16 protein-coding genes are annotated in these 18,544 nt (G+C 39.8%); 10 read left to right on the top strand and 6 right to left on the bottom strand.

The window, feature by feature from the left end:
• Positions 1-113: 113 nt before the first annotated feature.
• A complete protein-coding gene (locus GQR52_RS15105) occupies positions 114-2,630 on the top strand; it encodes a plasma-membrane proton-efflux P-type ATPase (protein WP_165728970.1) in 2,517 nt (838 codons plus the stop codon).
• A 117-nt stretch (positions 2,631-2,747) separates the two neighbouring features.
• Here GQR52_RS15105 and GQR52_RS15100 read toward each other — a convergent pair whose 3' ends face one another.
• The gene (locus GQR52_RS15100) at positions 2,748-3,173 is read right to left on the bottom strand and encodes a hemerythrin domain-containing protein (RefSeq protein ID WP_007581776.1); all 426 of its coding nucleotides are present in this window, start codon (positions 3,171-3,173) and stop codon (positions 2,748-2,750) included.
• Positions 3,174-3,521: 348 nt separating this feature from the next.
• Here GQR52_RS15100 and GQR52_RS15095 point away from each other — a divergent pair, with 348 nt between their 5' ends.
• From GQR52_RS15095 to GQR52_RS15085, 3 genes are read left to right on the top strand one after another with little or no spacing between them, the layout of a single operon-like run.
• Positions 3,522-3,776, top strand: a complete 255-nt coding sequence (locus tag GQR52_RS15095) for a hypothetical protein (protein WP_165728969.1) — start codon at positions 3,522-3,524, stop codon at positions 3,774-3,776.
• A 59-nt stretch (positions 3,777-3,835) separates the two neighbouring features.
• Positions 3,836-4,093 carry a hypothetical protein gene (locus GQR52_RS15090; RefSeq protein ID WP_165728968.1) on the top strand — a complete coding sequence of 86 codons (258 nt, stop codon included), beginning with the start codon at positions 3,836-3,838 and terminating at the stop codon, positions 4,091-4,093.
• A gap of 28 nt (positions 4,094-4,121) precedes the next feature.
• Positions 4,122-4,340, top strand: coding sequence for a DUF6500 family protein (locus GQR52_RS15085; protein ID WP_165728967.1), 219 nt, complete (start codon positions 4,122-4,124; stop codon positions 4,338-4,340).
• A 36-nt stretch (positions 4,341-4,376) separates the two neighbouring features.
• On the opposite strand, the gene GQR52_RS15080 is transcribed toward GQR52_RS15085, so the two are convergent.
• Positions 4,377-6,296, bottom strand: coding sequence for a GGDEF domain-containing protein (locus tag GQR52_RS15080; protein ID WP_165728966.1), 1,920 nt, complete (start codon positions 6,294-6,296; stop codon positions 4,377-4,379).
• A gap of 178 nt (positions 6,297-6,474) precedes the next feature.
• Positions 6,475-8,130, bottom strand: a complete 1,656-nt coding sequence (locus tag GQR52_RS15075; protein ID WP_165728965.1) for an RluA family pseudouridine synthase — start codon at positions 8,128-8,130, stop codon at positions 6,475-6,477.
• A gap of 320 nt (positions 8,131-8,450) precedes the next feature.
• Between GQR52_RS15075 and poxB the strand changes: the two genes are divergently transcribed.
• From poxB to GQR52_RS15060, 3 genes are all read left to right on the top strand, one after another.
• Positions 8,451-10,175, top strand: a complete 1,725-nt coding sequence (gene poxB / locus GQR52_RS15070) for a ubiquinone-dependent pyruvate dehydrogenase (protein WP_165728964.1) — start codon at positions 8,451-8,453, stop codon at positions 10,173-10,175.
• A 201-nt stretch (positions 10,176-10,376) separates the two neighbouring features.
• Positions 10,377-10,850, top strand: a complete 474-nt coding sequence (locus tag GQR52_RS15065) for a hypothetical protein (protein ID WP_165728963.1) — start codon at positions 10,377-10,379, stop codon at positions 10,848-10,850.
• Between the two features lie 16 nt (positions 10,851-10,866).
• Positions 10,867-11,277 carry a hypothetical protein gene (locus GQR52_RS15060; protein ID WP_165728962.1) on the top strand — a complete coding sequence of 137 codons (411 nt, stop codon included), beginning with the start codon at positions 10,867-10,869 and terminating at the stop codon, positions 11,275-11,277.
• A 107-nt stretch (positions 11,278-11,384) separates the two neighbouring features.
• Here the strand turns inward: GQR52_RS15060 and GQR52_RS15055 are convergent, their stop codons facing one another.
• From GQR52_RS15055 to GQR52_RS15045, 3 genes are all read right to left on the bottom strand, one after another.
• Positions 11,385-12,611, bottom strand: coding sequence for a threonine/serine exporter family protein (locus tag GQR52_RS15055; RefSeq protein ID WP_010553647.1), 1,227 nt, complete (start codon positions 12,609-12,611; stop codon positions 11,385-11,387).
• 116 nt (positions 12,612-12,727) lie between these two features.
• Positions 12,728-13,957, bottom strand: a complete 1,230-nt coding sequence (locus GQR52_RS15050) for a glycosyltransferase (RefSeq protein WP_165728961.1) — start codon at positions 13,955-13,957, stop codon at positions 12,728-12,730.
• On the bottom strand, positions 13,954-14,949 hold the full coding sequence (locus GQR52_RS15045) for a LacI family DNA-binding transcriptional regulator (RefSeq protein WP_010553649.1): 996 nt from the start codon (positions 14,947-14,949) through the stop codon (positions 13,954-13,956). The genes GQR52_RS15050 and GQR52_RS15045 overlap by 4 nt, the downstream gene beginning before the upstream one ends.
• A 166-nt stretch (positions 14,950-15,115) precedes the next feature.
• Here GQR52_RS15045 and GQR52_RS15040 point away from each other — a divergent pair, with 166 nt between their 5' ends.
• From GQR52_RS15040 to GQR52_RS15030, 3 genes are all read left to right on the top strand, one after another.
• Complete coding sequence (locus GQR52_RS15040) at positions 15,116-17,578, top strand: prolyl oligopeptidase family serine peptidase (RefSeq protein ID WP_165728960.1); 2,463 nt, start codon at positions 15,116-15,118, stop codon at positions 17,576-17,578.
• Entirely contained in the window at positions 17,579-17,851 is a 273-nt protein-coding gene (locus tag GQR52_RS15035; protein ID WP_165728959.1) for a prolyl oligopeptidase family serine peptidase, read from the top strand. It abuts the gene before it with no gap.
• A 71-nt stretch (positions 17,852-17,922) separates the two neighbouring features.
• The gene (locus tag GQR52_RS15030) at positions 17,923-18,540 is read left to right on the top strand and encodes a LysE family translocator (RefSeq protein ID WP_165728958.1); all 618 of its coding nucleotides are present in this window, start codon (positions 17,923-17,925) and stop codon (positions 18,538-18,540) included.
• Positions 18,541-18,544: the final 4 nt, after the last annotated feature.

The raw sequence follows: 18,544 nt of genomic DNA, 5'->3' as shown, positions 1-18,544 counted from the left end.
AAGTTAATATATTTGTAAGAACAATATCGACAGCTTTAGTTTATGTTAGCTATACGGTTAGTAGGTTTTAATTACCTCAAGTTATTCAACTCAATGTTGTATAGAAGGCTCGTATGGAAAAGGTTAAAATTTCGTCAGCGCATCAATCATCAAATCGTTCAGTAAACAAGTCTTCACATAATCAAAATTGCGATGAATGGAGCAAGCTCGATTTAGCACAATTACAAGCAAAGCTAAAAACATCATCCGACGGGTTAAGCCAAGCTGATGCCACACAAAGATTGGCACAATATGGACCTAACGAACTAGTTGAAGAAAAAACAAACCTACTACTCAAATTTTTATCTTACTTTTGGGGACCAATACCGTGGATGATCGAGGCTGCTATTATTTTATCTGCGCTTGCTAAGCACTGGGCTGATTTTTTTATTATTCTTGTATTATTGTTGTCCAACGTATTGGTTGGCTTTTGGGAAGAGCATCAAGCGGGTAATGCAATTGCTGCATTAAAAGCAAAATTAGCCAACAAAGCACGCGTTCGCCGCGATACTCAATGGCAAAATTTAAATGCCAGCGAGCTTGTACCAGGTGATGTTATTAGAATGCGGATGGGCGATATAGTGCCTGCAGATGCGCGTTTGCTCGATGGTGATTCAGTAGAAGTCGATCAATCATCACTTACGGGTGAGTCGTTACCGGTTGTAAAGTCGGCGGGTGAAACTGTTTATTCGGGCTCTATTATTCGCCAAGGTGAAATAGAAGCAATAGTTTACGCAACCGGCGCTAATACCTTTTTTGGTAAAACAGCACAGTTAGTGCAAGGGGAGCGAACCGCAAGTCATTTTCAGCGTGCGGTGCTTAAAATTGGTAATTATTTAATAATGCTTGCTGCGGCTTTAGTACTGCTTATAGTTATTGTTGCTTTGTTTCGCGATGATCCAATGATCACCACATTACAGTTTGCACTCGTATTAACTGTTGCTGCAATACCAGTTGCAATGCCAACAGTGCTATCAGTTACTATGGCTGTAGGCGCTCGTTTATTGGCTAAAAAGCAAGTGGTTGTAACACGTTTAGCTGCAATTGAAGAGCTAGCGGGTGTTGATATTCTTTGTTCTGATAAAACCGGCACATTGACACAAAACCTATTAACGTTGGGTGACCCGTTTTATATCGAAAACTCAATAAATAAAGGCTCTGCTGAGCAAGTTATATTGTACGCGGCATTAGCATCTCGCTCAGAAAATAACGATCCGATTGACTTAGCAGTATTACAAAGTGTAAAAGCTGAGCAGTATCTAGATTCTTATCATATAGAACATTTTCAGCCATTTGATCCTGTGAGCAAACGTACTGAAGCATTAATTAAAAATGCTGATGGCAAAACGTTTAAAGTGACCAAAGGTGCACCGCAGGTTATTTTAGCTTTGTCGGCTAATATTGAGGCAGTTAAAACTCAAGTTGAGGCATCAATAGATGAATTTGCAGCACGTGGGTTTCGCTCTTTAGCGGTTGCTAAAACAGACGAGCAAGGTAAATGGCAATTTATAGGCGTATTGCCACTTTTTGATCCACCGCGTGAAGAAGCAATACAAACCATTGCCGATGCAAAAGAAATGGGTATGAGTGTTAAAATGGTCACGGGCGACCAAGTAGCCATTGCGCGCGAAACTGCAAGTAAACTGGGTTTAGGGACAAACATTCTTGATGCTAGTGGATTTGGTGCAACTGAGTATCATCAAGCCACACAGTTAGATGATTCTATCGAGAGTGCTGACGGATTCGCACAAGTATTCCCTGAGCATAAATACCATATTATTGATGTGCTTCAGCATAGAGGGCACATTGTTGGCATGACAGGAGATGGCGTAAATGATGCGCCAGCACTTAAAAAAGCTGACTGTGGCATTGCTGTATCGGGTGCTACAGATGCAGCGCGTTCAGCAGCATCAATTGTGTTAATGACCGATGGCTTGTCGGTTATTATTGATGCAGTTAAAGAAAGCCGAAAAATATTTCAACGCATGAACAGTTACGCTATTTACAGGGTTGCTGAAACACTGCGCGTACTACTCTTTATGACAATGGCGATATTAATTTTTAACTTTTATCCGTTAACAGCAGTCATGATTGTAATGCTTGCTTTACTTAACGATGCCGCCATTTTGTCTATTGCATACGACAATGTGCATTATCAAAATAAGCCCGAGACATGGAATATGCGGCTCGTTTTAGGTATTGCATCTGTGCTGGGAATTGTAGGGCCAATTGCAGCCTTTGGTTTATTTTACTTAGGAGATAAAGTATTTGAACTCGACCGTCCTCATCTTCAAACATTAATGTACTTATTACTTTCTGTAGCAGGGCATTTGACTATATTTTTAGCGCGTACCCGAGGTCCATTTTGGTCTATTAAACCGTCTGCTATATTAATGGTCGCCGTATTTGGCACGCAAGTTATAGCAACACTTATTGCTGTTTATGGTGTGTTTATGACCCCACTAGGATGGGGATGGGCACTTGCTGTGTGGGCATATGCTTTGGTGTGGTTTTTTATTAACGATGGTTTAAAGCTAGTGGCGTATCGAATTTTTGATCCGACAGAAGCACCCTTACTAGAGAAGAGTTAGCATATAGGCTTAAAAAAATGGTTATAAGCCAAGTGGCTTATAACCAATAGTACACAAGGGAGTGTATATAAGGTGGTTCAATTATTTGTGAGTAAAGTTACTCACAAATAAAAAGTATTAGTGCATTGCATCATTATACTGCTTTGCCAAGCTTTGTTTTTGCCCTTCGGTTAGTGCTTTACCCGCTAATTGAAATACTTCGTGTTCTTCTTCACTTAAATGATGATGTACTAAATGATGCAGTTTTTTAGCTGCAACTAACCATGCAGACGAGCTCATTTCGGTATCTTCAAGTTGTTCAATTAATTCATCAATTTCGTGATGTTCAGCTACGCTGTGGCGCGCTTTTTCATGAGTTAAGTCATCAAACATAAGTGGGTTGTAAAAGTAACGTTCTTCAAATTTTGCGTGTTGTTCTAGTTCTGTTTTTAGCTCGTCCATTAGCGTGTGGCGCTGCTCTGTGTCGCCGTGCGTTTGAATAAGCGCATCTACCAATTCTCGTTGTTTGTCATGGTCATGACGTAGTGCTTCAAAAATATTCATAACTAATCCTTTTACAATTTATTTGCTTATATCACTAACTAGCAAACTAAATGCCAAATATTAAGTTGATGTATTTTATTGCTTTTATTTTGATTTTTTATTTTTGGGCTGCTATCACTGTAAATTTTACAGTGATATGAATGCAATAATTTCAGGCTTTTACGTAGTTCAATTATAGAAGTGAGTATAAATCCCTACAGAACCTTACAAATATTTACTGGTTGTTTATTTTATTGCAGTGATAAAGTAGCAACATTATTTAGGTACAATCTATATGTATTACTCCCACATATAATACCAATCGGTATAAATGCAGGTAGCACGTTAACTTAATAGGATAGTTTAAGGATGAACACAAAAAGCCCCATCACCGCATTATTGCTGTGCGCTTTACTGAGTGCATGTAGTACTGCCCCACGTTCTGACCCTAACTTATGCATTGAAGAGGCTGAAACGGTTGATCGAAATGGCGCTCAAACAAGCTCAGAAGTTTATAATCAATGCATTAGCGCACAAATTAAAAAGGATGAAAAAAATGACACTTTTTTTGATGCTATAGGTACGTTCTTTTTTGAATTTTTTGTAATGGTGGTAGAAAAGTAAATAGGCTAACTTGCAGCTGTAATTTAAAGTAAATAAGTTGCGTAAAAATAGGATTGGTTATGAAGCAATTATTGATAGCAATTCCACTTTTTTTATTACTAAGCGCTTGTGCGGCACAGCCTTACGCAGGCTCGGCAAAATGTATGGAACAAGCAGATATTGCATACGAAACCGATACACGTAAAAATGAGACATTAGATAATGAATGCAAAGCTGCAAAAGTAAATACGCCTAATAAAGAGCTTGAGAATCATGGCTTGGTTGATAGAAGCCTTTTGCAGCTAATCGTTAGCGTTTTAAATAGCGTGTTTCAGTAATACAGCATTAATATGATTAAAGGTATGTATGAGGGAAGAACTAAGAGCAAAAATAATTACCGTATGCGATAAAAAAATAGCAGTTAAAGGCGAAAATGTAGGGCTTTCTTTTTATGCATTTTTTGCTAATAAAAACGACGACCCAGCGCTACTTATGGAAGCTGCTACTTGGTGGATACACACCCATAAATTAGATCATTTTGTAAAAGCAAAGACCATCAAAAAAATGATCTTAGATGGGCTTTAGTCAAGTAAATGAGCCAATACTTTTAGCTGTGTTTATTTAATCAACAACGACTTGGTTTCTTCCGTTTTCTTTTGCTTTATAAAGTAATTTATCTGCATGTTTAATAAGAACATCTAGTGTGCTTTTTAAAGGGCCACTTACAGAGGCCCCTGCACTAAAGGTGATTTTTGTATCACTAGGAAAGTCTTCTATATTACTGCAATGCTTGGCGAAGCTAATGGCGAGCTGGTCAAATATATCGCGAATTATTCGTTCATCAACCGTATTTAGTGCAAATAACCATTCTTCGCCGCCGTAACGACCAAACTGATGATCATTACATAGTGTTTCTTTTGCAGCTTTTGCAAAGGCAATAAGAACTAAATCTCCAACATCGTGACCAAAATGGTCGTTAACTTTTTTAAAGTAGTCTAAGTCAACAATTGCTATCGTCATTTTACCTTCACCAAGCTTTGCTTCTGCTGCGCGCATTATTCCTCTGCGATTAGGGCAATTTGTTAGATAATCTGTTAATGAAATATCGTAATATTTTTGACGTTGTCGGGCTTGCCGATAAAATAAAAATAATGAAGCAATCACTAAAATAAATGCAATAGCAGCGCTGAGTCGCCAAATTATTTTTTGTTGGTACTCTTCTTTAGCTTGTAGTTCACTAATGTCTTTTGCGTACTCTAGTTGCTGTATTTTTTCTTCTTTTTCTTTTACTTCAAACTGCACCTGTAGTGTTTTTATATTATTTTCACTAGTTGCTTCGTAGTGTTTTTTTGTATAAAGGAGCTTTTGTTCAATTGCTTCAAAAGCCTCGTCAGTGTAGTTAAGGCGTCGCTTTAGCTCATAGCGTTTACTTAAAAAATCGGCTTTATAAATACTGCGGCTGAATTTATCTAATTTTAAAAACACCTCATCGTTTGCTTCATTTGCTCTCTCGATTAAATCTTGTTTTATATATATGTCAGCTAACAAAATGAGCGATGCGAGTTGCATGTCGTATACACCTGCAGAACGAGCAAGCTCAATGTTTTCTTTAGTTAAAGTTAAAGCTTTATCGTAGTTTGCTTGTAAGTACTCAATATTGGCAATTGAGTACTGAGCAAAGGTTAAGCCTTTTTGCATATTAACTTTTTTAAAATAGAGCAATGCTTTATCTAGGTATATTAAGGCATCTTTAGGTTTTTCTACTTCAAGCAATACATTGCCTAAGCTCCAGTATGCTTTTGCAGTAAAAAGCCCATCTTGTGTTTGCTCATAGGCCGCAACCGCTTTTTTTGCATAATATATGGCTTTGTCTTTTTCGTTTAGATAATTATATGCATCGGCTATTTTTCTAAAAAAGTACCCTTGAGATGCTGAATCGTCATCTTTTAATGCTAATTCTAGCCCCTCTAGTGCAACATTTAGGGTCTTTTTCAATGCATCTGTATCGGTGTAATAGTAAGCAAGTGCTCGTAAAATAATGATTTTTTCTTTAGTTGAATGCTGTTGCAAGCTCTCTTCTAATTTGGTGGCTAGCGTGTGTGCTGGAGTTGGGTTCGCCTCCCTTGCTAGAGACTTGAGTTGTGATTCGAGAAATAATAAATATACACTTTTTTGATTTGGTAACTCTTTGTTCTTTAAGTAATAGGATAAGTGTGTGTTTAACGCTTCGTATTTTTCTTGTCTAAAAAGTAACTCCGCATACAAAGCGGCCGCTTCTAGATGAAGTTTTTTCCAATTTTGCTCTTTGCTTATTTTAAACGCTTGAGTGAGCTTGTCTTCATTTTGAAGATAGTCTAATTCATTTAGTTTTATGTTATTGATCAGGACTTGAGTCGTGTCAAAGTCTAGTGCGTGTAAAGTTGCACTTAATGAGTCGCCGTTAGCTGAGGAAAGCTTACTTAAAAGTAAAAATAAAATGAGAACAATATACTTAGCCCACAAAGTATTACCTAAAACCTTTATTTGTGTATTGTTAGTCATGTTAATCCTTTGCTGACTTATTTTTATTATTGAAGTACTTATTAACATTACTTAATAAACTTGGGTTTGTACCGTTTTTTTATACTCATCATTGAATAGAAAGACCATAAACGATATCAATTTAATTAATAAAAACCAATACATTGCATAATATAGTGGTTGTAGCTATGTGTTTTTATTAAAAATCTGCGGCTACTTCAAACTCTAATCGTTTATCCGTAATTGGGTGAGTAAATGCTAAGTATTCTGCATGTAAATGTAATCTATCGGCTTTTTGCCCGTAATGTGTGTCGCCTATAATTGGCATGTTTAAACCTAAGCTGTGCGCACAATGGACTCTTAATTGATGAGTTCGCCCTGTTTTAGGGTATAACTGTAATCGGGTAATATTGTTGTTACGCTCTAAAACCTGCCAGGTAGTAAGTGATGGCTTACCGTGTGTGTAACACACCATTTGGCGCGGTTTATCATCAAAGTCGAGCACTAAGGGTAAATCAATTACTCCGCTATCCTCAGCTACGTTACCATTAACTAATGCGACATAACGTTTATCTATGGTGCGTTCAATAAATTGCTTTTGCAGTGCTTTGTGCACGCGTTTATTAAGTGCAATCATCAATAACCCAGAAGTCGACATATCTAATCTGTGTACAATTAGCGGGCCTGATGACTCTGGAAACTGCGTTTTGATTCGCATATAAACTGAGTCATCAATATTAACGCCAGGCACAGATAAAAACTCAGCGGGCTTATTTACCACAAGTAAATCGTCATCTTTATAAACAATACTTAGATCTTTACCCTGAGCTGGGTTGATAAGTAGCGGGTTATCTTCAACATCTAAACCCTTTAGCATGTGCCCAAGTATTGGTTGGCATTTACTATAACAAGAAGGGTAGTAGTTTTTATGCTGCCTAATTGCTGATTTTGGCGCAGCTCCCCACCAAAATTCAGCCATAGCAAGTGGCTTTAAGTCATGTTTATAGGCGTATTGTAATAATTTAGGCGCTGCACAATCGCCAGCCCCCGAAGGAGGAGTGTGCTCAGGTAATGCTGCAAATATGGCATTTAAGTCTGTAGTTTCACCATTTGCATTTAAAAATTTGTACTGCGCAAACAACTTTTTTTGTAAGCTTTTAGAAAGCGTTTTACGGCGCTTTTTTAAATGAGCAATTTCATCAGAAATATTGATGTGTGTTTGCTGCAGTGACTCGATTATATTTTGCCAATAGGCTTTAAGTGCCAGCAGTTGCTTTTTTTCTACGATACTTTGCCCTGCAAGCTTATTTTTTAACTGCTCAAAATCACTTTCGCTAAGCTCTAATTCGCCTTCGGTACGTTGTATTTTTCGTTGCTGGCGACCGGCTTGCATTACTGCCTGTTGGGCTAATAGTGCTTGCTGGTAACTCTGTGTTGCATCATCAAGTTTGCTATTAACTTCATGCAGTTGTTCACTATTTTCTAACTGCTCAATTTGAGCATTAATATCGTTAATTATTTTACTTTGAGCCAAATAGCTATCGTCTTGCAGCTGCATGCTAGAAACAGGCGGCACAAAGCTAATATTACCTTTATCACCTTCAATTTGGCCCGAATAAGCACTTAAAAAGCCTAATTGTTGCTTAGCATTTTGCACCACTAAAACCCCAAACATTTTACCTGCATTTTCTGCTTTTAAATGCGTTAACGTTTCAAGTTGTTGCTGTAATTGTTTTGTGGCTGCTACAGCTAAAGGTTGCGGCTCGTAATAAAAAGGGAAAGTAAACTTTTCAGGAAGCGCGAGAGAATCAATATTTTGAGAAAATAATGTAAAGCACAAAGCAGAATTTGACATAGAAGTAAGAGAAAAGCATTCAGTAAAATAATTGAGCGCATAATAACATATTCATAGTTAAGCCACTAAAAATCTCGCACCCGCATATTCATAAACACTTTAAAGCGGACATTCATGTTTTATGTATCAGTATGGGGGGCAGTAAACCTAGGAGTATCGTTTGTTAGTAAAGTCTCAGTAGTAATATATCTATCATTATCAAAATACCTAAGCTTATCGATTCTCAATAATTGAGCGCATTTCGAAACGATGACTTACTTGATAGAGCAGAGGCAAAAAATCAATTTACAGAATAACTTAATATTTAGGAGTTCTATATTATGAGTCAAAGTATCGCAAGTTTTATTACTAAAACCCTCGAACAAGCGGGCGTAAAGCGCATTTGGGGAGTAACTGGCGATTCACTTAACGGCATTAGTGAAAGCCTGCGAAAAATGGGAACAATTGAATGGCTAGGCACACGTCATGAAGAAGTAGCAGCATTTGCAGCTGGCGGCGAAGCGCATTTATCAGGCGAGCTTGCGGTGTGTGCGGGTTCTTGCGGGCCAGGTAATCTTCATTTAATTAACGGCTTATTTGATTGTCAGCGTAATAATGTACCGGTATTAGCTATTGCCGCACACATTCCTTCATCTGAAATTGGCAGTAGTTATTTTCAAGAAACCCATCCGCAAGAATTATTTAAAGAATGCAGTGTGTATTGTGAAATGGTTTCGAGCCCCGAGCAAATGCCGTACCTGCTAGAAACCGCAATGCGACAAGCAATATTAAACAAAGGCGTGAGTGTACTTGTGCTACCTGGCGACATTGCATTAAAAGATATGCCTAAAGCTATCAAGCCAAAATGGAACGTGCCAAAACCAGCAACGTATACCCCCGCTTTATCTGATATTGAAGCAATGGCGACTCATCTTAATAAAAGTAAAAAAGTAACCTTATTGTGTGGTGCTGGTTGTAAGGATGCCCACGACGAAATTGTTGCGCTAGCCGAAAAATTACAAGCGCCAATTGTGCATGCTATGCGTGGTAAAGAGTTTATTGAATACGATAACCCTTATGATGTTGGTATGACTGGATTTATTGGCTTTGCGTCGGGCTATCATGCAATGCAAGAAGCCGATACGTTACTTATGATTGGTACGAGCTTTCCTTATCGTGCGTTTTATCCCGAAAATACCACCATATTGCAAATTGATAATCAGCCTGCATCACTCGGGCGACACGTACAAATTGACTGTGGCGTGCTAGGGGATACCAAAAATTCAGTGACCACACTGCTTGATTATATTAAAGGTGAACGCACAAGTTCACACTTACAAAAGAGTGTTAAACACTACAAAGAATCTCGACAAGATCTCGATGAACTTGCCAGTGGCAAAACCTCGCAAAATTTAATTCACCCGCAATACCTAACACGTTTACTCAACGAGCAAGCGGCTGACGATACTGTTTTTACTTGCGATGTAGGTACGCCAACAGTGTGGGCTGCGCGTTATTTATCAATGAATGGTAAGCGCCGCTTAATTGGCTCGTTTAATCATGGCTCTATGGCAAATGCCATGTCGCAGGCAATGGGCGTTCAATCTGTAGATAGAGATCGCCAAGTAATTGCAATGTGTGGCGATGGTGGCTTTTCGATGTTAATGGGCGATTTAATCTCGCTTAAACAGCTTAATTTACCAATAAAGATTGTTGTTTATAATAATCGCTCACTTAGTTTTGTTGCATTAGAAATGAAAGCCAGTGGGTTTTTATCAAGCGATACTGATTTAGAAAACCCAAGCTTTGCTAAAATTGCAGAGGCTTGTGGTTTAAAAGGGATTCATGTAGATGACCCTGAAAAACTGCCAGCGGCAATGAGCGAGATGATGAATCATTCAGGACCTGTTGTTTTAGAAGTCGATACTGCAAAACAAGAGCTTTCAATGCCGCCGCAAATCAAATTAGAGCAAGCAAAAGGCTTTAGTGTGTACATGATGAAGGCGCTAATAAACGGCAAAGGAAACGAAATTATAGAGCTTGCCAAAACTAATTGGTCACGCTAATTAGGTTACTTCCCTATTGAGGGTTTTATCTCGATAGGGAAGTGCCAAGTAATAACCCTCACTATCATCTTTTATTATTAATAAGCTAAGGCTGCTGTTTGTAAGTAATTGAACCAAAATAGAAAATCATATATTGTTTATCATTAAATTAATAAAAATACGCATAAAATACCTCTACTTCATAGAAGGAACGGAGCAATAATGAAATGGAAATCGGTTTTACTGTCGCTGGCTGTTTTATGGCTTATTCAAGCTCAGCAAAGCAGTTTACGCACCAGTGAATACGCAAATATAATTTCTGATTTAGATAAGGTTAATTCACTTGGCGAATGTGAGGTTTCTACCGAAATTGCAAGAGAATGGCCATTATCTTGGGCTATAAGCGGCGCAGAAATTACCGTTAAGAACAAAAATACTTTGCTGACAGCAACAACCAGTAAGTTTAATAAACCAGATCGTAAATTTCTTAGTACACATAATACTCACTACCACTTTACGTGGACTGAAACCAAAAACAACGCTATGTTTGCATCATTCATGGACGTAGAAATAGAACCCGCAGGTAAAGTTGCAGGCCTTATAATAGGCAATTGCTCTGACTCCGCCGAAGGCCCAGAATTAATAGGGTATTTAGAGCGTTGTAATAGTGTTGTAGAGTCAATTAAGTGTTTGTAAAAGTAGGTATAAAGCGTTGATTAAAATTGAAGACTTTTCTTTAGCATGGCGATGGATTAGCGCATCCCATGGTGATTTTTCTAAAGATACATTAAACAAACTTATTCCGTTGAGTGAAGAGCAAGCAAGAGCATTAATTGCCACCACACCCATTAACTTTCCGGTTGGCGCAAAAAGATTCGACTCCACAGAAGGAAGTGAATTAACACGGCAATGGTTAAAGGGCTTAGTAAATGATTCGCAAACAATAACAATTTGCTGGGATCAAGAAACAGCATTAACCCTACCTTGGCTAGTTTTTTGTGATCACTGGGATGATTTTTGCTATCCATCAAGTGATGACATAAATCTGTATCTTGAAAGCGGTGAACTGTTTTTACGTTGGAATCACTATGAGGTTTTTGAGTTTGACTCAAGTGCAATGTAATGAGCTAAAACACTTAGCATTGGTATAAATTGCTACTTGGCAGTTGTTTTTAGCTTAACGATTTACTCGCTTTACTCAATCAAAGTAAAGCGAGTGCTCAGTATAATTTACAAACTCTTTTTAGGCGGAAGAGCTACGTTTGCAAATATTAGTCCTGCAACAAGCGACATAAATATTAAAAACGTTTGTTGGCCTATGTGCTCTGCATATACAAAGTCTTGGCCTTCAATAAGTGAGTTTAAGCCAATATAGGTTTTACTACCCGGTACTAATACTATTAAGCCTTGCATAGCCACAATAGAGGCGGGCGCATTAGCAACGCGGTTAAACAAGTTACTAAATATACCCACCGATAAAGCACCTACAAACGTACCTAACGTGTAATCAAGGTACATAGCCGAGCCAATACTGGTGCCGTACGCTATAAAGCCTGATGCAATAGACCAAACTGCGTGTTTAAGTTTGGTTCTAAAAATAACGATTAGGCTGCTACAAAGTAAAAATATAGCCAGCCATGCGGTCCACTTTGGTAATGGCTCAGGTTGTACAAAATCGGCTTGCCCAAAAAGTGCAAAGCCAATACCTATGCCAATAAAACCGCCAAAATACAATTTAAAGAGCAGCATAAACGAGTCCATGACTCGCGCAGTACCTGACACTAAATGCCGTGCTGCCAGCTCAGCTAAACCAAGCGCAAGTGCTAAACCGGGTATAAACACAATAATGGCCGAAAGTACCACCAAGCGTATATTTATCTCAGGTGTTATATACACACTTACTGCACAGGCAAGTATGGCTGATATTATGGCCACTAATGGCTCAAGCATATGTGCTACGCGTTTTGAGCGCCCAGACCAAAGCACAAACACATAAACAACTAAAGTAAGTAGCGATGACCAAATAACATCAGTCCAGCTAGTACCCATTAACATTGCAAACGCACCACCAGAAGTTGCAAACGCAACGCCCGTAACAAGTTTATTGTATGGGTTTGGCATTACAAAAATAGCGTCTAGTTGCGCATCAACTTCTTGTAAACTTAGCTTGTCGTCAAGCATTTGGTTTACAAGGTCGTCGGTGTCGGCAAGTGAGCCTAAATCGTGATCGCCAGGGTCTACACGTGCAACGTGGGTGTACTCGTCTTCGTGGCCATCGGTCCAAATAACAAACGTTACAGAGGTTGGCGACATAACAAACGACGATTTAAGTCCTAAGTATGTAGCCACTTCCATTAGGTGGGCTTCTAGGCGGTAAGCAGGCGTACCATACTTGTGAAGCATTTTACCCAATTTAACGATAAATTTGCGTTTTTCTGTAAAGGTTGCAGTTTTCAAATCTTTTTGGACCAAATATTGCGATAACTAAGCTAAAAATATAGACAATACAGCTAAAAGTGCCCACGTTCGATGGGCGCGATTTTAAACACTAATTGGTGTGTGTCTAGTCATTTTTAATCTAATTTTTTATTTTTTTCGGCTATCCATTGCGACATGTATTGAGTGCTGCGCATTGTATGATGTTTGAGCATTTGGCCTGTGAAGTTTTTTTCGCGATGAGCGTTTAAATCACTACTTATTGAATCGACTTTTTGAATTAAAGCTGCGCTCAATTGTGCTTTATCGTACAGCGTATTAAGGAGCGTGTTGCCATCTTGCTGCGCTTGTTCAAAGTCACTTTGATTGGTGTACATTTCAATGGCAGCATTGGCAAAGTCATCGGCGGTGTTGGCTATTTTACCCGGCCATGATAAATCGTTATGCATGCCTTCTGCGCCAATATTGGTGGTAACGCTGGGTGTTTGCATAATCATGGCTTCAAGCAATTTACCTTTAATGCCTGCACCAAAACGCAGTGGTGCTAAACATACGCGTGCGCTTTGCATTACATCAAACGCATTATCGGCCCAACCTTTTATTAAAAACCCTGTTTTAGGGTTATTTAGTGCCGTGGCTTTTGGTGGTGGGTAAGAGCCATAAATATGTAGTTCTGCTTTTGGTAGCTGCTTGCGAATAAGTGGCCATATTTTTTGTAGGTAAAGTACAGCATCCCAGTTTGGCGCGTGTCTAAAGTTACCTATGGTCATAAAGTGCTGGCGCTGCTCAAACGTTTTTGTACTTGTAGGCAGTGAGCTTAAATCAACCATAAACGGTAAATGGTGTAATAGGCTTGGCTCTATTTTAAATACGCTGTTTAGCAGGCTCATTTCATAACTTGAAATAATTAAGCTCAGGTCGCAGCGTAAAATAGCGGCAATTTCGCGTTTTGCTATGTCTGAGTGTAAATCGCTGGTTGTAAACTCACGCTCACCTTTAAACGCTTCGTGGCGAGCGTTACGCAGACATTGTAAATCTTCGGTATCTAAAATTTTAATTGCGTGTGGGCAATGTTTATCGACGCGCCAGCCAAATTGTTCTTCCATCATAAAACGGTCAAACATGACTATATCTGGATTATAGGCTTTAACGTATTCGTCAAAGCTGTCGCAGTTTAGTTCAATGCTTTGACTGGTTATACCGAAGTCGTCAAGATTTACCATGTGATCGGTGCGCTGCGCGGGCGTTGCAAATTCAACGTCCCAGTTTTGCGCTCTAAATGCATTTAATAACGACATCATGTGCGTTCCCGCAGCAGACGAATTTGGCTCTGGCCATACGTAGCCAATTACCAGCACTTTTTTCATTGGCTAGAATCTCTAATTTGTAAGTTTACATTTACCAGTGTTTTTACTGGCGGGGCTGTATTTTGTAGTAGCTCTTGTAGTATTAAAAGGCACCGCTTGGCTATATCAGTTGTACTTATAGCCACAGTGGTTAAGTGATCATTTATAACCGCGCTATTAGGAATATGGTGGCAGCTCACCACTTTAATACAGTGATGTGTTAATGAGTTAATAGCAGCAATAACACCTTGAGCAATAATATCGTTTGCACACACCACAGCGTTTAATGTGGGGTTGTGTTTATATGCTTCTATAAATGCATTTTTAGCGCTAAGGGCTGTGTTTACTGCGCAGTGAATGGGTGCTAATGGTGTAATGCTGTGCTGCGCGCAAGCGGTATTAAAGCCACTTTGTAGTGCTTGTGAATCACTTAAAGTAAGTTCACTGCCTATAAATGCAATGTTTGTCACGCCTTGTGAGAGCAAATGCATACTGGCTACGTGGCTGGCTTTTTTATAGTCGGGTAATACACAAGGAGCTGCGCTAAAAGGCACTTCGCTCATTACGGTAATTACTTTGTGTTGCGCGCTGAGCGTATCAAGCCATTTGGGGCAAGTACTAGCAACGGGGCAAATAATAAATGCAGCAGCGTTGTATTCTTTTAAGTTTTTAACTGCGTTTGCTTGTAGTTCAAGACTATTATTACTGCTTACAATCATGGCTTGTAAGCCATTGTCGTTTAACAAAAGTTGTAGGCTGGTAGCAAGGTGTGCCATAGCTGGGTTAGTTAAATCGTTTATTACTATGGCCACTAAATTTGAGCGTTTTGAGCGCATAGCTGCAGCATCACGGTTATAAACGTATCCTAGCTCATCAATCGCTTTGAGTATTTTTTGTTTACTTTTATTGCCCACTTTATCGCTTTGGGTAAGCACCAAGGATACGGTTGATTTTGATACACCAGCACGCTCTGCAACATCAAAAATAGTGACTGATTTGGCTTTGTTATGCATTGTATTTTAAGTACCGCAGTGGTGAATAAATAGCGCTGTAGTTTAGCTTAATCAGCACTATTAAGTCATCTTTTAGAGGTGTTTAACTTACCTTAATACTTTATGAACAAAGCAAAACGTGTTTATATACGCCTATAAGAGTAAAAAATAACAAAAGGATAAAAACATGAGCGCTTTTAGGCTGTTAGTTGCCTTTATTTGTTGTGCGGCATTAGTACCAACAAGTTACGCCGAGCAGGGCTATCAAACCCCATCACCTGAACTTGCAGCATTGGTTGACGCTAAGTTAGCACCCACTAGTTACTTATCGAGCGATGGCCAGTGGCTAGCGCTTTTTGAACGCAAACGTGTAGTAACCCTTGATGAACTTGCAAAAGAAGAGCTTAAGCTTGCTGGTATTAAGCTAAATCCCGCTAATTTTTCGCGCTCTCGTGTGAGTGCCAAATTTAGCGCTGTGGAGCTAAAGCATGTTCAAAGCGGGTCGGTTATTAGTATTAATAACTTACCTAATGGCATTATTCGCTCACCTAAATGGTCATCTAATAGTAAATATTTAGCCTTTGTTGTTGAGCAACCAACCCAAGCCAACTTATGGCTTTACAGCGTTGAAACCAAACAAGCAAAAGAGCTTTCAAGCGCTGCATTAAATTCGGTATTAACATCATCACCTTATAAATGGCTACCAGATAGCAGCGCCATAGTTGCAAACCTCGCTGTTAATTTTGGCAAGCCTAGGCTTGAAAATAACAGCCAAAGTGTAGTGCCAGTTATTCAACAAAGTACCGGCGAAAAAGCACCAGCACGTACTTACCAAAATTTATTAACCAGCCCGTTTGATGAAGCGCAATTTAAATATTACGGCCAAGGGCAATTAGCTTACGTAACGCTTGATGGCAATACACAAGCAATAGGTAGCCCTTCTTTATTTAAATCGTTTTCGGTGTCACCTGATTCTACCAATATTTTAGTTGCCGGTATTAATGAACCGTTTTCGTATCAAGTGCCTTACAGCCGATTTGCAAGCACATGGCAAATATGGGGCATGCGCGGCTATGCATTAGCAGAGCTGGCAAAACAGCCACTTGCCGATAACATTCCGCAAGGTTATGACAGTGTTCGCACTGGCCGCCGAGACTTTGAATGGCGAGCCGATCAAGGTGCTGAAGTTATTTGGGCCGAGGCGCAAGATGGCGGCGACATGAAAATCGACGTTGAGCATCATGATTATGTTTACAGCTTACGTGCACCCTTTAAACGCGAGCCTAAATTATTTGCCAAAGTAGAACGCCGTTATTCTGGTATTGAGTGGGGCAACGAAAACGTAGCCATGCTGACAGACTGGCGCTTTAGCGATCGCCAAGTTCGTACTTACATAGTGCAACCGCGAGATGCTGACAGAAACCGCGTTTTATTTTCAGAGCGTAGTTACAACGATGCGTATAAAGACCCTGGTAATGCAATTTACGAGCGCAACGATTTAGGCGCAAACGTTATTAAAATTGTAGGTGGGCGTTATATTTACCTGCGTGGTAATGGCGCATCAGAGCAAGGCAATGTGCCGTTTTTAGATCAATACGATGTTAAAACAAATAGCAGCAAGCGTTTATGGCAATCAAAAGCGCCATACTATGAGCGTGTACGTGCACTGCTTGACGACGAAGGTGAGCGATTTATTACTATTCGTGAATCTAAAACTGAGCAACCTAACTTTTTTATACGCGATTTAGGCAACGACACGCTAACGCAGCTAACTACATTTGCTCACCCGTACCCTGCATTTAAAGGCGTAACTAAAGAGCAATTACGTTATAAACGCGACGACGGTGTTGAGCTTTCAGGCACGCTTTATTTACCACCAGGGTACGATAAAACACAAGGCCCGTTACCTGTACTTATGTGGGCTTACCCACTTGAATACAAAGATAAAGCCGTAGCATCGCAAGTACGCGAATCGCCTTATGCATTTACCTACATTGGCTATTGGGGCCCAATGCCTTACCTTGCTAAAGGGATTGCCGTGTTTGACGACCCTAAAATGCCAATAGTGGGTATTGATGGCAGCGAGCCAAACGATAATTTTAGAGAGCAGTTAGTATCAAGTGCGCAAGCCGCAGTTGATGTATTAGTTAAAAAAGGTATTGCCGATAAAAATAAAATAGCCATAGCAGGGCACTCATACGGTGCATTTATGGTTGCTAACTTGTTGGCTCATAGCGATTTATTTAAAACGGGTATTGCCCGCAGTGGCGCGTATAACCGCACATTAACGCCGTTTGGTTTTCAAGGAGAAGAGCGTGATTTTTGGCAAGCACAAAGTGTGTACGCTAATATGTCGCCGTTTTTTCACGCTGAAAAAATTAACGAGCCAATGCTAATGATCCACGGTCAGGAAGATCCTAATTCGGGCACTTTCCCAATGCAAAGTGAGCGCATGTACGCTGCACTTAAAGGGCTAGGTAAAGACGTGCGTTTAGTAATGCTCCCTTACGAGGCACATGGTTACCGCGCACGTAAAAGCTTATTACATGTGTTGTGGGAACAAGAACAGTGGTTAGATAAGTATTTGTTAAATGATACAGCAGAGCCAGTAGAAGTAATTACCGAACCAGTGACAAGTGCAGGCGAATAGATGCTTACACATACACAGAGGTGCAAGAAGCTCCACCCTCAATCTCACGGCACTTTCCCAATGCAAAGCGAGCGCATGTACGCTGCACTTAAAAGGCTAGGTAAAGACGTGCGTTTAGTAATGCTCCCTTATGAGGCGCATGGTTACCGCGCACGTAAAAGCTTATTACATGTATTGTGGGAACAAGAACAATGGTTAGATAAGTATTTGTTAAATGATACAGCAGAGCCAGTAGAGGTCATTACTGAACCCGTGGTAAGTACTGGGCAATAGTAATAAACATAAGTAAGCAACAGCGCGGCTACTTATAGCCGCGTTTTTGCTTTTTATATAAGAGTAAATTAATGATTGATGTAGCAGCACTTGCGGTTTTTATTCCTACCTTCTTTTTTGTGTCTATCACCCCTGGTATGTGTATGACGCTCGCCATGACACTCGGTATGAGCATTGGCGTGCGCCGCACATTATGGATGATGATAGGTGAGCTGTTAGGTGTAGCAACCGTTGCCATAGCTGCGGTATTAGGCGTTGCAAGCATCATGTTAAATTACCCAGATGCATTTACCATTTTAAAGTGGGTAGGCGGTGCGTACTTAATTTACATTGGCGTTAACATGTGGCGAGCCAAAGGCAAAATGTCGGTTGATACCTCAAAACCAAGTGACGTAAGTAGGAAGTCGTTATTTACGCAAGGTTTTGTAACCGCAATTGCTAACCCAAAAGGGTGGGCGTTTATGATTTCACTACTGCCGCCGTTTATTAGTGTTGAGCATGCTGTAGCCCCTCAGCTTTTAGTGCTTGTTTTAGTCATAATGGTAAGCGAATTTGTATGTATGCTTGCCTATGCAACAGGTGGCAAAAGCCTACGTTTATTTTTAGCCCGTGGCGATAACATCAAATGGATGAACCGAATAGCGGGCAGCTTAATGGTACTTGTAGGTATATGGTTGGCGATTGGGTAAAATA

The organism is Pseudoalteromonas sp. 31A1, assembly GCF_011378815.1.
Lineage (GTDB): Bacteria > Pseudomonadota > Gammaproteobacteria > Enterobacterales > Alteromonadaceae > Pseudoalteromonas > Pseudoalteromonas arctica.
The sequence above is the reverse complement of the archived record's forward strand: the minus strand, read 5'-3'. Positions and strand labels throughout refer to the sequence as shown.